The organism is Alcaligenes sp. RM2 (genome assembly GCF_052931795.1).
On record NZ_JBRFIO010000001.1, the window covers coordinates 1,111,104 to 1,126,086 of the forward strand.

15 protein-coding genes are annotated in these 14,983 nt (G+C 54.4%); 4 read left to right on the forward strand and 11 right to left on the reverse strand.

Annotated elements, in window-relative coordinates; all coding sequences use genetic code 11:
• Window positions 1-215 precede the first annotated feature (215 nt).
• Together ACU6HM_RS05130 and ACU6HM_RS05135 are read right to left on the reverse strand one after the other, a co-directional pair.
• On the reverse strand, window positions 216-821 hold the full coding sequence (locus ACU6HM_RS05130) for a hypothetical protein (protein ID WP_250757191.1): 606 nt from the start codon (window positions 819-821) through the stop codon (window positions 216-218).
• 146 nt (window positions 822-967) lie between these two features.
• Window positions 968-1,762 carry a hypothetical protein gene (locus tag ACU6HM_RS05135; protein WP_254499323.1) on the reverse strand — a complete coding sequence of 265 codons (795 nt, stop codon included), beginning with the start codon at window positions 1,760-1,762 and terminating at the stop codon, window positions 968-970.
• Window positions 1,763-1,958: 196 nt separating this feature from the next.
• Here ACU6HM_RS05135 and ACU6HM_RS05140 point away from each other — a divergent pair, with 196 nt between their 5' ends.
• From ACU6HM_RS05140 to ACU6HM_RS05155, 4 genes are all read left to right on the forward strand, one after another.
• Window positions 1,959-2,288 carry a DHCW motif cupin fold protein gene (locus tag ACU6HM_RS05140; protein ID WP_026482692.1) on the forward strand — a complete coding sequence of 110 codons (330 nt, stop codon included), beginning with the start codon at window positions 1,959-1,961 and terminating at the stop codon, window positions 2,286-2,288.
• Window positions 2,289-2,767: 479 nt separating this feature from the next.
• Window positions 2,768-4,105 carry a uracil-xanthine permease family protein gene (locus ACU6HM_RS05145; protein ID WP_369326767.1) on the forward strand — a complete coding sequence of 446 codons (1,338 nt, stop codon included), beginning with the start codon at window positions 2,768-2,770 and terminating at the stop codon, window positions 4,103-4,105.
• Between the two features lie 11 nt (window positions 4,106-4,116).
• Complete coding sequence (locus tag ACU6HM_RS05150) at window positions 4,117-5,535, forward strand: amidohydrolase family protein (RefSeq protein WP_336972444.1); 1,419 nt, start codon at window positions 4,117-4,119, stop codon at window positions 5,533-5,535.
• Complete coding sequence (locus ACU6HM_RS05155) at window positions 5,532-6,236, forward strand: sulfite exporter TauE/SafE family protein (protein ID WP_336972443.1); 705 nt, start codon at window positions 5,532-5,534, stop codon at window positions 6,234-6,236. The genes ACU6HM_RS05150 and ACU6HM_RS05155 overlap by 4 nt, the downstream gene beginning before the upstream one ends.
• Here the strand turns inward: ACU6HM_RS05155 and ACU6HM_RS05160 are convergent.
• The 9 genes from ACU6HM_RS05160 to ACU6HM_RS05200 form a co-directional block, all read right to left on the reverse strand.
• A complete protein-coding gene (locus tag ACU6HM_RS05160) occupies window positions 6,233-7,270 on the reverse strand; it encodes a LacI family DNA-binding transcriptional regulator (protein ID WP_031232111.1) in 1,038 nt (345 codons plus the stop codon). The two genes, ACU6HM_RS05155 and ACU6HM_RS05160, sit on opposite strands and share 4 nt — an antisense overlap.
• Window positions 7,271-7,445: 175 nt before the next feature.
• A complete protein-coding gene (locus ACU6HM_RS05165) occupies window positions 7,446-7,625 on the reverse strand; it encodes a PEGA domain-containing protein (protein WP_009454439.1) in 180 nt (59 codons plus the stop codon).
• A 488-nt stretch (window positions 7,626-8,113) separates the two neighbouring features.
• A complete protein-coding gene (locus tag ACU6HM_RS05170; RefSeq protein ID WP_446763415.1) occupies window positions 8,114-8,734 on the reverse strand; it encodes a LysE family translocator in 621 nt (206 codons plus the stop codon).
• A 195-nt stretch (window positions 8,735-8,929) separates the two neighbouring features.
• The gene (locus tag ACU6HM_RS05175; protein ID WP_086069684.1) at window positions 8,930-9,307 is read right to left on the reverse strand and encodes a cell envelope protein SmpA; all 378 of its coding nucleotides are present in this window, start codon (window positions 9,305-9,307) and stop codon (window positions 8,930-8,932) included.
• 145 nt (window positions 9,308-9,452) lie between these two features.
• Window positions 9,453-10,784 carry an MFS transporter gene (locus ACU6HM_RS05180; RefSeq protein WP_446763416.1) on the reverse strand — a complete coding sequence of 444 codons (1,332 nt, stop codon included), beginning with the start codon at window positions 10,782-10,784 and terminating at the stop codon, window positions 9,453-9,455.
• A 70-nt stretch (window positions 10,785-10,854) separates the two neighbouring features.
• Window positions 10,855-11,625, reverse strand: a complete 771-nt coding sequence (locus ACU6HM_RS05185; RefSeq protein ID WP_446763417.1) for a 1,6-dihydroxycyclohexa-2,4-diene-1-carboxylate dehydrogenase — start codon at window positions 11,623-11,625, stop codon at window positions 10,855-10,857.
• Between the two features lie 64 nt (window positions 11,626-11,689).
• The gene (gene benC / locus ACU6HM_RS05190) at window positions 11,690-12,697 is read right to left on the reverse strand and encodes a benzoate 1,2-dioxygenase electron transfer component BenC (RefSeq protein WP_115633581.1); all 1,008 of its coding nucleotides are present in this window, start codon (window positions 12,695-12,697) and stop codon (window positions 11,690-11,692) included.
• Window positions 12,698-12,712: 15 nt separating this feature from the next.
• Window positions 12,713-13,201 (reverse strand): benzoate 1,2-dioxygenase small subunit, encoded by a 489-nt coding sequence (gene benB / locus ACU6HM_RS05195; protein WP_369326763.1) that lies wholly within the window; start codon window positions 13,199-13,201, stop codon window positions 12,713-12,715.
• A gap of 3 nt (window positions 13,202-13,204) precedes the next feature.
• The gene (locus ACU6HM_RS05200) at window positions 13,205-14,557 is read right to left on the reverse strand and encodes a Rieske 2Fe-2S domain-containing protein (RefSeq protein ID WP_446763418.1); all 1,353 of its coding nucleotides are present in this window, start codon (window positions 14,555-14,557) and stop codon (window positions 13,205-13,207) included.
• Between the last annotated feature and the right edge of the window lie 426 nt (window positions 14,558-14,983).

A 14,983-nucleotide genomic window follows, 5' to 3' on the forward strand; every position in this document is an offset into this window, starting at 1 on the left:
CATCTCCAAGAACACAACTAAAAAAGCGATTCTAGCCCAGCCTTAATGACAGATCTGCTAAAGCGGATGTTTGACCGCCCCATAGCCTATCCATGTCCCATTTGACCGGGCAGGAGCTAAAGAGAAATGCGGACAAGCTAGACGAAAGGGGCGCAGCCGGAGAAAACCGTTGTGCCTTTAAGGACAGATAGAACCCGAAAAAACGAGCGGCTGACTCAATTCAAAATATCGTACAAACGGAAAATCCACAGCCCTTTATAGACTATCGTCAGCACCACCAAGGCCGCCTGATAGCGCTTGCTGGGCACCAGCATGGCGATCAGGCCCATGACAATGAACACGGCTTGCTGCAAGGGGTATTCCACACCCAGCGACAAGAAATACTCTTTTCCTTTAATGGCTGTATCGACCAGGTCCATAAGCTGAATCAGCACAAAAAAGCCGTAAAGCGAGCGCCGCCGGGTCTGGAAATAATCCTCGAAACCGCGGTATTCCTCCATATTGGACGGAAACAACAAGGACGCCATGATGGCAAACACACAGGTATACAAAATCAGGAAAAAATACAGCTGAAAGGACCAGACCTGCACTTTCACCAGACTGAATTCATACCACCAAAAATGGATAATCGTCAGGAACAGATACAGCACCCACCCCAAGTGAATGGGATAGATACGCTTGGCTTTGGGGTGTTGGATGAATTCAGAGACGCCTACGATCAGTCTGGAAATGCTGATACCCAGCACCATGCCAATGATGATGCGTACGTGGACAAAATGCTCTGGATGGATCAACTCTGGCGGCACGCGCTGTCCTTGCAAAGTGGCTAATCCTGGCACACCTTAACAGAGTCATTGCAGGGCTCCAAGCGCGTAATTTCCCGCTAAGAGCCCTGATATTTGCGTGAATATCTTTCGTCCCTTCGTCAAAATCCGACTGCTCTTTTGCCGAAGGAAACGGTCAAGTCTTAATAACGCGGCGCAGGTGCGTATTGCCCATTGCCTTTGTCAGCAGGAAAAGGATTGGGCGACGGCACGGCAGCTTGAGCCGGAGTCACCGGGCGCACTTCGTAAAGCACCGTACCGATCACACCGATATTGCGTTTGTCACCCGCCAGAGTGTTCGCCGCGTAAGCCCGGTCCTTGCCCGAGAAACGGAAAGCGGCCACTTCATCAGCACTTTTACGAAAGCCCTCGATACGCAAGACGGCCCCGGCCTGCAAGAGATAGCCGTTATAGCTGCGGCTGCCCGGCTTGCCCGACAAGACATCCAGACCATCTACCGTGGTGATGATTTCATAAGGCGTAGCGCTGCGATTGGTATAGACCAGGACGTAACGTTCCCCTGCTTTACCCGCCAGCTGATAGTTTTTCTGCCCGATGCTGCTGAAAATTGTCAAAGGTGCGTCGCGCCCATCATGCACAGACAATTCCACCTTGCCTTGATCCAGCAAAATGCTGCGCTGGGCATCCAGATTTTGGCCCAAAGCCTGGCGAATACTGCGTTCATCGGAATAGGCTAATTGCAGCTCATCACGCAAAGGCTCGACGCGCTGAGCCTGAACCGAATAGGCCCGTGACTCACGCCCTTCTCCCCATTGCGTACCCAAAGTCGAGGCCGTTTGTGGGGCTGCCGCTGAGACCGCCTCACGCTGTGCCGATTGTTGAGGCACACTGCTGCAAGCTGATAGCAACAAGGCAACGGCCAGCACGCCCCACCGTCCACGGTGCCGTGCGAATAATGTTGATTGAGACAGACTCATGCGCTTCCCCTTTTTGTCAGTACAAGTGCCATGACAAGCCCCTGTTGAGCGCGAGTATTCCTGATCTCTCTGCGTTTGTGACGTCAGCAAATTTCTAAATTGAAATTGCCTGTATCAGGAAGAATCAGTAAGGCAACAAACCAAGCCTCGCAAAGAGGCCTACTATAAACGTCATTCCTCCTCACGAGCCGCAAGCATGGATATTCAGAACCTACCCTTTTGCACCGTTAACTGGTCCGACATTACTCCTACAGAACACAAAGGCGAAACAGGTATGGCCCTGTGGCGCACCCAGCAATTTGGCCCCATTCGCGTACGCATGGTGGAATACAGCCCCGGCTATCTGGCCGACCACTGGTGCGTAAAGGGCCATATGTTGCTGTGTCTGGAAGGCCGGCTGGATACCGAACTGGAAGACGGCCGCCGCTTCACCCTGGAACCGGGACAGTCTTACCATGTGGCTGACAATGCCGAGCCGCACCGTTCCTCCACTCAGACGGGCGCCAAACTCTACATCGTGGATTAAAGCCTGTTACGTAAAAACACCCTTTAGATGATCGGAACTGGCTATCTAAAGGGTAAACAATCCCTCTGTGCTGACGTTCATTTTTGTCATCTCCGCCTCATAGTTTGCCCCTCCCGCTTTTTTAAACCAGCGATCGCCTCACTCCCCGCAACGGTGGCCCTCACCATGCCGCGTCCTGCATCTGCATAAGATCGCCAGGCAAACTGCCCAATGCCCCGCTCTGCCTCTGCCTCTGCCTCTGCCTCTGCCTCTGCCTCTGCCTCTGCCTCTGCCTCTGCCTCCAACAGGCTAGTTCAGCCTGCAGAAATAATCCTTATTTGATTTGCGCATCGACTTTTCAGCCAAGCATAAATACACTACCAAAACGTTTTGGTTGAACATAAAATCAAAACCAAATCGTTTTACTCATAAATTCGATAAAAACCTAAAGGACTGCAGCAGGATCTTTAGCACCTGACAATGCAGCACAGGAGACACTGATGAAAGACACCCCCACTGCGCAAGTGGATGAGCTGTATTCCCCTCAGCGCATGATTGCCTTCGGGCTGCAACACGTACTGGTCATGGCCGCCTCCCCTATCGCCGCCGTGTTCTTGATGAGCAAGGCCCTGGGCTTTGATGCTGTCCTGACCACTCAGCTACTGAGCGCCACCTTTCTGGTCTGTGGCATAGGCACCTTGATCCAATCCTTCGGTCCAGGCGGTATAGGCGCCAAACTGCCTTTTGTGATGTTGCCCGGTGGCGCGCCCATTATTTTGTTCATTTTGATCGCTCAACAGACCGATCTGCCCACTGCCTCCGGTGCGGTGATTCTGTCTGCCCTGCTGTACTTTCTGATCGTCCCCATCTTCAAACGTTTTTTGTGTTACTTCCCGTCGCTGGTCATCGGCATCATGCTCTTGCTGGTTGCCATCAACCTGGCGCAGATATCCGGCAAATTGATTGCCGGCACACCCGGCTCGGCCAATTTCGGTAATACCGACAATTTGCTCTTGGCCCTGATCACCATTGCATCTACGGTGCTGTTTGCCCGTTTGCTCAAGGGCATGTGCCGCCAGCTGGCTATCTTGCTAGGCTTGATTGTGGGTGCCTTGTCCGCTGCCTTGATGGGCGACATCAGCTTGAGCGGCGTGGGCAGTGGCCCACTGCTGGCCCTGCCATCGCCTTTCCCCTTTGGCCCGCCCAACTTTGATCTGATCGCCGCTTTGCCGCTGCTGTTGTTCACCTTGATTTCCATGGTGGAAGCCACTGGCCAGACCATTGCCTTGAATGAGGTCCTGGGCAAGGAAAACGAGGCCGAACAACAGGCACAAGTGCCCAATACGATCCGTGGCGACGGGCTGGCTTCTTTGCTGGGCGGTATTTTCGGGACCTCGCTAATCATTACCAGTGGTGAAAACATCGGCATCATTCGCGCGACCCAAGTGCGCTCCCGCTATGTCACGGCCGTCGGTGGACTGTTCCTGATTCTGTTTGGCGTGTTCTCGCCGCTCTCCGCGCTGATCAGCGTCATTCCTGCCTCTGTCATTGGCGCAACTGGGCTGGTGGTCTTTGCCATCGTCGGCACCATGGGCATAGACATGTTGCGCAAGGTAGACCTGCGCGGCCATGCCGCCATGTATGTGGTTGCCACGGCTCTGGCGATCGGTTTGCTGCCCATCGTCGTTCCCGGCATTTACGACCAACTTCCCTCCCAAGTGCGATTGCTCTTGTCCAACGGCGTTGCTATGGGTGCGCTGACGGCGGCTGTTTTGAACTACCTGTTCATTCACCTCGGCCAGCGCTCGCCCAAACCCGCTCCCCTTCAACATTCTTGATGAGCTGTGCCATGAATCACGCATCTTTATTTCAATCCCACGACCTGGCTCAGGCCCGCATTCTGGAACCCGAACACCTTTTGCTGCCGCAAGGACCTGTCAGCGGACACGCTGTCCTGATTGAAGAAGGTCACTTCAGCGATATTGGCAGGGTAGAAGAGATTGCCGCCCGTCACCCTGGGCTGCCACGTCTGAGCTTGCCCGGTCATTTGTTGATGCCCGGTTTTGTGGATGCACACCATCACGTCACCCAGTCATATGGGAAGTCGCTGGTGTATGGCGAGCCCTCGGAGATTTTCCGCCGGGTCTGGGTGCCGCTGGAAAGCACCTTGAACGCTCGCCATCTGTATGCCTCCAGCAAGCTGTCGGCACTGGAAGCCTTGCGGGGCGGGTTCACGACGGTTTGCGACGCTGGCACGCGATCGTCCGAGGATCTGGACGCGATTGTGCAAGCCACCACAGACGTAGGTATACGCTGCGTTCTGGGCCTGATCTGCAACGACAAGCACGGCGCGGTACTATTGGACGCCGAGCCTATTGTGGCTCGCGCCCAGGCCCACCTTCAGCAATGGGAACACCATGTCTTGATTAGCCCTTCACTGGCTATCTCTATTCCCGAAGCCGCCAGTGATGCGATGTTGCATCGTATCTATTCCATGAGCGAAGAAGCGGGCCGTGTGTTCCAGACCCATGCCAACGAGCATTTGGTCGCGGTGGAGCGTTCCTTGAATGCCCATGGTCGTCGCCCGATCGAGCATCTTGCCCATATTGGTGCCCTAGGTTCGGCTTCCTTGCTGGCCCATGCCACCTTGGTTACCCCCAGCGAAATCCGGCTGATGGCTGATTTGAACGCTGCCGTTTCCTACAACCCGGTTGCCAGCGCCTGGAAAGGCAATGCCGTCGCTCCTGCCGAAGCCATGCGCGTTCAAGGCATACGTTTGGGCATGGGGACGGACGGCACTCGCAGCGATGCCTTTCGCATGATGGATTATGGCGAGGCGGCACAACGCTTTGCCTTCGGCATGATGGTGGGCGACTCCTCTTGCGGTGCGGGTTGGACCTGGCTGGATATGGCGACCCGAGGGGGGGCCGAAGTCATAGGCCTGGGAGCTCAAACCGGGCAGATTCGGGTGGGCGCCCAAGCCGACTTCCTCGTGGTCGATCTGCAAGTGCCCGAGATGACGCCCTCCTGGGATCTGCCTTGGGAACTGGTTCGGATTGCTGCTCGCGATCAGATTCGGGCTGTCGTTGTCCAAGGCAAGCTGCGTCTGTGGGAAGGCCAGCCTGTGGATTGGGATCCCCTGCCCTTGCTGGAAGAAGTGCGTGAGCTGGCTCGCCATGCGGTCGCGCAATCGGATATCCGCAAGCTGCATGCCCCATCCACCGAGCACCTGGCTCGTCACGCCGAGCAGGAAAAGGCCTTGGCATGACAGTGGGTTTGCTGATTGCTTTTGCCGCCGTGCTGGCGGGTGCCTTTATTCAGGGTGCCAGCGGGATGGGTTTTGCCCTGATCGTAGTCCCGGTACTGGCTTTGGTTCATCCCGAGGCCATACCAGGAGCGCTCCTGTTTCTGATGCTGCCGCTGAACGCCTATGTTGCCTGGCGTGAACGTGGAGCGATCGACCGCAGCGGCGCGGGCTGGATCACCGTCGGACGTTTTGCAGGGACTTTTGCCGGTTTGGGGATTTTGCTGGTGCTGTCGACTTACTGGTTAAACCAGTTTGTCGGTATCAGTACCTTGCTGGCTGTACTGGCGTCGGTGCTGGCTCCCAGCTTCACGCCCGGCAAGAAGGCCTTTATTGCCACAGGTCTGGTCACCGGCATCACTGAAACCGCCACCGGCATTGGTGGCCCGCCTTTGGCTCTGGTGTACCAGCACGCCCCTGTCGCCACCTTGCGCTCGACAGTCGCCTTGTGCTTTCTGGTGGGGGAAGTGATTTCGCTGGCCGTGCTGGGTATCTCCGGCGCGCTAAAGTGGTCCCACCTGAGCTACGCCGTGCTGTGCCTGCCCGCATTGCTGCTGGGGATGGGCTTGAGCAGCCTGGTACATCACAAGCTGGATCAACGCCGTTTGCGCATTGGAGTTCTGGTGTTTGCGACCGTCTCCGGTCTGGCCGTCATGCTGACTTAATCGTCCAGCTGTGTAGAGGCACGGGCCCGAAGTTCCGGCTTTGGGCCCAAAGCCGACAGGCGGCTCTTATCACCCGATAGATGCTCGAACAGCAGTTCTACCGCCAGGGTGGCCACTTGTTCCAGATGAAGATCCACAGCTGTCAACGCCGGTTCTGCGGTACGGGCACGCAAGCCATCGTAACGGGTGGCGATCATTACATCCTGCGGGACACGCAAACCGGCCTGCTGCACAGCCGCCAAGGCGCCCACTGCAAAGGCATCCACAGGCACACATAAGGCATCCGTATCAGGATACTGTGTTAAAAGCCGGGCGCAGGCATCAAATCCACCGGCTTCACCCAAGCTTTCCTCTACCTGCATATAGCGCACTGGCATGGCGTGCGCTGCAGCGAAATTCTCGTAGGCTTTTTTATGGCTGGCGTAAGAGTCACGTGCGGCACTGCTTTGCACCAGAGCGATACGTCGCCGTCCTTGCTCCCACAAGTGATTCAATAACAAATGCGCGGTTGCGGTCGATTGCAGATCAATAAAGGGAATGCTGTCTACGCTACCGCCTTGACGCCCAATCGACACCAAGGCCACGCCACGCTCTTGCAACAAGCGCACATTGGGATCATCCGTCATGGGCTCCAACAGAATCGCCCCATCAATATCCAGACCTTCCAGAAAGGCCTGGGCATTTTCCAAGGGCGGCACGAACACCAGAGCCAGGCCGCGCCGCATGGCCGCCTCGGCCGCAATGCCCGCCACTTCCATCATGAAGCCCAGACGCGAAACGCCACCCGACACGGCAAAAGGCATGGACGATACCAGGGCAATGCTGTTGGCCGCCCCCGAGCGCAAGCGCTGCGCTCGTACATTGGGCCTATAGCCCATATCAGCCGCGATCTGTTTGACCTTGGCACGCGTTAACGGGTCCACCACCCCTCTGTCATTCAAGGCGTGTGAAACCGTAGTCAAAGACACCCCTGCCGCCTTGGCGACATCGCGGATGGTGATACGACGAGGGGGGGTAGCAGAGGAACGTGGCAAGGCTGGATCAATCAGAAAAGGGAGAGAGAGAGGAAAATAACATAGCGCTGGGAGCTTGTTTACGTAGAGCAAAGCAGTGAATCAGCCAAACTTAAAAATAAAGAATCTTAGCTAGAGTGTTTGGCCAAGCTCGTTCAGGAGCCATATTACAAGTTAATACCTACTCAAGGGGACACTAACATTTCGACGCCCCCTCCAGCAGACTGTTAATTGTCAGTGGCGTCTCGCCATAGGCACTGCCATTGCAAACGGCAGTGGCTCCTTCGGGATCGCCAGGATAAGTGACGGCGATACAGGAACAAGCAGCAGGAAGCAGGGAAAAACACAAAGCAAACAAGGCCTTGATGTCATTCATTCTTTTCCTGCTCCGTATTTTTCCAAGCCATTCCATGCATTAAAATGCAATAAAACCCAATTTAAGGTAGCCCAGTGAAACTTTCCAATCCTGAGCAGTTCAGAATTTGAATCTTATCAATAAAAGGCCAGCTCAATCTCAGGACATATCGATCTAAAAACCAGAACAATAAGGCGCTAATGAAAAAGCCGCCCATAGGGCGGCCTGGCTAGTTAACGGTCTCCGTTTTTTTTGAGGTTTTATATTGAATCGTGTTTGCTCGGAAAATCACTGGGCCAGTTCATGGGCGTGTCATTCATATCCAAACCTCCTGCTGTTTATTTAATCGAGAAAGCCTAGAACGAATTTTTATCCTAACAAAAAATTTACAAACTTCAAGCACTAAATAGCATATTCAGTGTTTACCCTGTACAAATAGAAACATCAAAAAGGCCCTCGCAAGGAGAGCCTTTCATTTTCCGACTTGTGCCGCCAGATCGGGGCTTACATCAGGAACGTCGAGCCATGGCCAGGATCACGCCAAAACCTATCATCATGCTGCCGCTAATGCGGTTCACCCAACGCAGACCACGCGCATTTTGCATCACGCCGGACAAACGAGTGCCTACATAGGCATACGCCGCAATCGCGATCACTTCCAGCAGCAGGAAAATCACACCCTGTGTCATGAAGCTAGCCCAATAGTTGTTCATATCTACAAACTGCGGGAAGAAGGCGGTGAAGATCAGAATGGCTTTAGGATTGCCGATAGCCACAAAGAACTCCTGGCGCACCAGGCCCCAGATATCTTTTTTGCTTACCTCGGTTTGCTCTGCTGATGTTTTGCTACTGGCACGCAGCACCTTGATACCCAGCCAGACCAGATACGCCGCTCCCGCAAGCTTGACCACGGTAAAGGCCGTCTCCGAAACCATCAACAAGGTTCCCATTCCCAAGGCCGCCACCACAATCATGATGGCAAAAGCGACCAGACGCCCCATAGCCGCTACCATGGCAGTCGACACCCCTTGCTTGGCCCCTACCGTCATGGACAGCAGATTATTGGGTCCGAAGGCCATATTCAGGGCAAAACAGGCGGGTAAGAACAACCAGAAAACGTTAGAACTCATGGAACACCTAAGCACCTCTAGGGACTTCTAGACAAAATGTCGCCCCTACTTTTATGAAACCAGAGAGTATACCAATCAACAAAAGCACTGTTTTAGCAAGTACTGCATCTTCAGTCATATGGCTATTCCAAAAAACAACCGCCCATAAAGCAAAAAACCCGCCAAGGCGGGTTTATGAAGAATCCAGCAAACAGTTTATTGTGCTGTTTTTTGTGTCTCTTTAATCAGAGTCATGGAGTTTTCCATCGACTTCCGGCTAATCTCAGCGGCATCATCCATATAGGTCTGATTACCCCAACGAGTCACTTTGCCCTCTACGAAAGTCACCACCAAACGGTCTTGCGAAAGAGTTTCATTATCAATGGGCGTAAAGCCGATAATCGCCGGGTTCCAGAAAATCCAGCGCTCGCGATCCTCATTTACATCTGTGCGACGTGGTTCGCCCATTACGGCTCGCACTTCCGATTTATTCATCCCAATGGCTAAATCTATCGACTTCCGGTTGTAATCAACACGCGCAGCGCATCCAACCATAAAGACAGATAGCATCACCACGGCTAGCCACTTGAACATATAGCCCCCCCAAAAGTAAAAGTCAAAGCATAACAAAGCACAGGTAATAAGCCTATCAACTCATTATGCTGTTGACTCACTTTTTGACTTTCTACCTTTGTGGTGGCTTTAACAGGATCCTAATTCAAGCTTTACTTCTATTTTACTAGGCCGCCGCGGCCAGCGAAATTTTGCCCGCCTGACGTAAAGACACCATAAACATCAGGAAAGCCAGCATTGCCACGACACCCGGCACGGCAAAGGCCATGAAGTTCATCTGCAAGGGCAACTTGGCCGCCATCAGCGTGCCGCCCAGGAAAGGCCCGGCAATCGCACCGATCCGCCCCACTCCCGACGCCCAGCCCAAGCCCGAGGAACGCATGGACAAGGGATAGAACTGCGCCGTATTGGCGTACAGCAGGATCTGCGTGCCAATGGTGGTGGCACCGGCAATCACGATCAACACGTACAGCACCAGAGTCGGGCTCTTGAAACCCAGCAAGGTAATGGACACGGCCGACACCAGAAAGAACCAGGCCACCACTTTAGGCAAGCTAAAACGATCCCCCAACCAACCACCCAGAATCGCACCAAACATGCCGCCCAGGTTCAAGGCCACCAGGAAGGACAGGCTGGAACCCAGGCTATAGCCCGCGTTGGCCATCAATTTTGGCAACCAGGAACCCAGGGCATAGACCATCAAGAGGCAGCAGAAAAACGCCACCCAAATCATCAAGGTGCCAAGCAAGCGCCCTTCCTTGACCAGATCCAGCATGGGCACTCCCGTCTTTTTCTGCTCATGCAAGGTCAAGACGATCTCTGGTGATACAACCATTTCAGGGGCCAAGGTCTGCACAATGCGGCGTGCTTTTTCCTCTTGCCCTTGGCGCATCAAAAACACCAGTGACTCCGGCAGCTTCCAGACAATAAACGGTAGCAACAACAACGGAATGGCTGCACAGAAAAACATGGACTGCCAGCCAAAGCGCGGCAGCATGTAGATGCCAATCGCTGCCGACAACAAGCCACCCAATGAATAGCCGCTGAACATGATGGCGACCAAGGTGCTGCGCGAACGCTTGGGCGAATACTCGTTCATCAAAGCCACAGCGTTGGGCATCAATCCGCCACAGCCCAAGCCGGCCAGAAAGCGGTAGACACCAAACTCGGTCGGTGAGCTCGCAAAGCCATTCAGGAAGGTAGCCAGGCTGAACAAGGCAAAGCAGATCATCACGCCTTTTTTACGGCCAATCTTGTCTGCCAGCGGCCCAAATACAAACGCGCCAAACATCATGCCGAACAAGGCGTAACTACCCAAGGCCCCGGCTTGCACCGGCGTCAAATTCCACTCGTCCATCAGCACCGGCAAAACCACACCGTAAATAAACAAGTCATAGCCATCGAATATCAACAACAAGGCGCACAGGCTCATCACCATCCAGTGAAAGCGCCCGAAGCGCGCCTGCTCAATCACTTCATTAACGTCTAGTGTTTTCATGATTTGTCTCCCCCAAATGGAGTTTTTTGTCTTGATGCCCTTCGCTCTACCAGCCGCGTGCATCGATTGATCAGCCCTGGTCGCCGCCTCCTACTGGCAAGACAGTGCCGGTGATATACGAAGCCTCGTCGGAGGCCAAAAACAAAATGCTGGCGGCCTGTTCATCCAGGCTGCCGTAACGCTTCATCAAACTACTAGCCACGGTCTGATCCACAATCTGCTGATACCAGATCGCTTCCTGGGGATCTTCCTGGTTCTGGGTATTGCGAGGAATGCGCCGTGGCGGTGCCTCGGTCCCGCCGGGTGAAACAGCATTGACCCGAATGCCGCGCTGGGCATTCTCAAAAGCCAATGAGGCGGTCAAGGCATTGACGCCCCCTTTAGCCGCTGCATACGGCACGCGGTTAATGCTGCGAGTGGCAATCGAGGACACATTCACAATGGCCCCACTACCCTGCTCCTGCATGCTGGGTAAAACGGCATGACAGGACCACAGGGTTGGAAACAGGGAACGGCGTATCTCGGCCTCGATCTGTGCCGGTGTGTAGTGCTCGTAAGGGCGCGTCCAGATCGTTCCCCCGACGTTATTGATCAAAATATCAATACGTCCCCATTTATCCAGCGCCGCCTGGGCCGCAGCCTGAGCACCTTCAACGGTTTCCAGATCCACTTCCAGTGTCAGGACCGCCTCGCTGGCCAGTTCCCGCACCAGCTCGGATCGGTCTACGGCCAGTACCCAGGCTCCTTCAGCCTGCAAGCGCTCGGCAACACGACGGCCAATGCCTTGGGCCGCGCCCGTCACAATGGCCACTTTTTGATGAAAACGCACAGGCGCAGTCATGATCTTTCCTTGTAGGAGTCATCCAACACAGGGCGCCCCGCAAAGGGGCGCTGTCTGAATACATTTATTGGCTGGTAATGAATTTTTCGTAATAGAAATTCGCGGGAGCATGGGCTTGCGCATCAATGAACTGGCTGACGGCATCCACCATGGGTGGCGGCCCGCACAGGTACACATCCACCTGCCCTTCATGCCAATGCGCCGGATCCAGATGCTGGGTCACGTAGCCTTTGCGCTCATGGCTGGATTGCGGGTCCACCACGCAGGTGGTGTAGCTAAAGCCGGGCAAACGCTGAGTAAAGGACTCCAGCTCTGCCAGCATCACCAGATCCTGATCACGGGTGACGCCATAGACCAGATGCACAGGCTGCGTACAGCCTTGCTTGACCAGGACTTCCAGCATGGACAAGAACGGAGCCAGACCTGTACCACCGGCCAGGAACAGCAAGGGGCGCGTCACCTGCCGCAGATAAAAGCTCCCCAAAGGCCCCGTCATTTCCACCTGCTGGCCTAGCGGCTGCGCCGCCAGCCAGGAGCTCATCAGACCGCCCGGAACCTGCTTGATCAAAAAGCTCAAGCGCGACTCGCCCGGTGCAGAGCTGAAGGAATAGGAACGATGCGCCTGCCCGCCGGGCACCGTAATGTTCACGTACTGCCCAGGCAGAAAAGGCAAAGCTTCATCGGCCGCATCAATCTTCAGCTCGTACGCCGCATCCTCATACTGACGGCATTCCGACACTTGCCCCTGCCACTTGGCCACGGCCGTCTTGCACACACCCGATGAAATCGGCACGGCAATCACGCAGTCAGACTTGGGAATCATCTGGCAGGTCAGAACCAAACCCTTGTCCGCTTCTTCTTGCGTCAGGGCATCCTCGATGTAGTCATCGCCCTGCTCATACTGACCACTTTCGGCCTGACATTTACAGGTGCCGCACACGCCGTCCGAGCAATCCATGGGTAGATTGATCTGATGACGATACGCAGCATCCAGCACTTTTTCATGTTCACCACAGTCCACGAAACGGGTGACGCCGTCCTCAAAATTCAGCGCAATACGATAGCTGTTCACGACTAACCCCCAGCTTTAAATGTGATACACATCAATCACTTGACGGATGTAGTCGTTCTTGAGCACTACCTTTTTTTGCTCGATCAACCAGCCCTGCTCCTGAGGCGACAAGGTCAGGTAAATCGTGCCGAAGAACTGGTCCGTCACCCGGTAGCGATGGTTAAGCGTCAAAAAGTTGTAGCGGACGTCCACCTGCCCATCGCACTCGGCCAGAATCTCGATATTGCTGAGCATGTGAGCGGTACGTGGCTCGGGTGTGGAGGCACCGGAGCGCTCGGTCTTGATGCGGAACACCCGATCCTCCAGACCGTTACGGTTGGGATAGAAGATCAAGGAAATCTCACTATGCGGATCTTCGGTCAACTGATCATCATCATCCCAGCAAGGCATCCAGTACTGGGCGTTGGGGCTATAGCATTCCAGCCATTCATCCCACTGACGGTCATCCAGCAAGCGGGCTTCGCGATACAGGAAAGCGCAAATAGAGTGATACGTTGCGTTCATGGCTCAGGCCTCCCCGTTTTCTGCTTTTAACGCCTGGCTCATGGTCTTGGCCCAGTACTCGTGCTGGCAGACAAACAAGCCTTCATCTTCACTACGCCCGCCACTGATCAAGGGCTTCATGCCCATGGCTTTGGCATTCTCGTCCGGCCCGTGCACCCACAAAGGCGCACCTCGGCTCAAATCATTCCAGGGCGCCGCAATACCCGCATAGCCTTCCTGACAGGCACGGAACTCCTCCAGATCGTCTGCCGTTCCCATGCCGGACACATTGAAAAAGTCTTCGTATTGACGGATACGGATGGCACGCTGCTCAGCGCTTTCCCCTTTGGGACCAAAGCAGTAGATCGTGACTTCAGTCTTGTCCACACTGATAGGACGCGTTACCCGAATCTGGGTAGAGAACTGATCCATCAGATACACATTCGGGTACAGGCACAGATTGCGAGTCTGATTCACGATGAACTCGGCACGGTCCTCGCCCAAACGCTGCTTCAGCTCCTCGCGATGCTCGTAGACCGGACGCACGCTTGGATTCATGGTTTTGGTCCACAGCAAGATATGACCGTAATCAAAGCCATACACGCCACCCAGGCTCTTGCTCCAGCCGTTCGCATCCACCGCTTGCGTGCCGCCCTCTTTTCGGCGACCCATGGTGGCGGAGTAATTCCAGTGCACGCTGCTGACGTGGTAGCCATCCGCGCCGTTTTCCATCTGCAGTTTCCAGTTGCCATCGTAGATATAGGAAGAATTGCCACGCAGCACTTCCAGACCTTCAGGGGCTTGATCCACGATCTGATCGATGATGACCTTGGTTTCACCCAGATACTCGTCCAGAGACACCACATCCGGATTCAGGCTGCCAAATAGAAAGCCGCGATAGTTCTCAAAGCGCGCGACACGCTTCAAGTCATGCGAGCCTTCGGTATTGAACTGCTCGGGATACTGAGTGTTTTTCTCGTCCTTGACCTTGAGCAACTTGCCCGCGTTATTGAAGGTCCAGCCATGGAAAGGACAGGTAAAGCTGCCCTTATTGCCATGCTTGCGGCGGCACAACATGGCGCCGCGGTGAGCACAGGCATTGATAAAGGCATTCAAACCACCGTCCTTACCACGCGTCAAAAACACGGGCTGACGACCGATATACGTAGTGAAGTAATCATTCACATTGGGCAGTTGGCTTTCATGCGCCAGGTAGACCCAATTGCCTTCAAAAATATGCTTCATCTCCAGCTCGAACAGATCCGGATTCGTGAAGATGTCACGACGGCAGCGATACACGCCTGTTTCTTTATTTTCTTCCAGGGCGGTATCAAGCAAGCGCCTGATATCTTTAGTTTTATCCATAAGGACTGACATAATGTGGCCTTTATGAGAGTTGCAGCCGTCCCTGCCCATGCCCATGAAGGCATAGCAAGTACGCGTGATAGAAAAGAAAAATCGCTCCGGATTGAGACCGGACTGACTCGTGGCAGCGTATTGCTGGCTTAGCCTTGAGCCTGACTCAAACCCGATAGGGACACCGTCGGGCCGATATTGCCCAGCCCACTTTCGCAAGGAAATTCGGGGCTGCTCTGCATGACGTTCATTACAGTCTTTGCTCCAGCAGGCTTCCAATACAATATCGGTCCCGCTCTATAGCAAAATGCTATAGTTTGTTTTTTTTCCAATAAAATCAGAATCTTGCAGGGCATGAAAAACAAAACCTATCGTTAACCCTAGAGCTTGTCAGGTATATGCTTGAAGCTTGGATGGTCGAGATAGGTGATATATTGGTCCGGATTT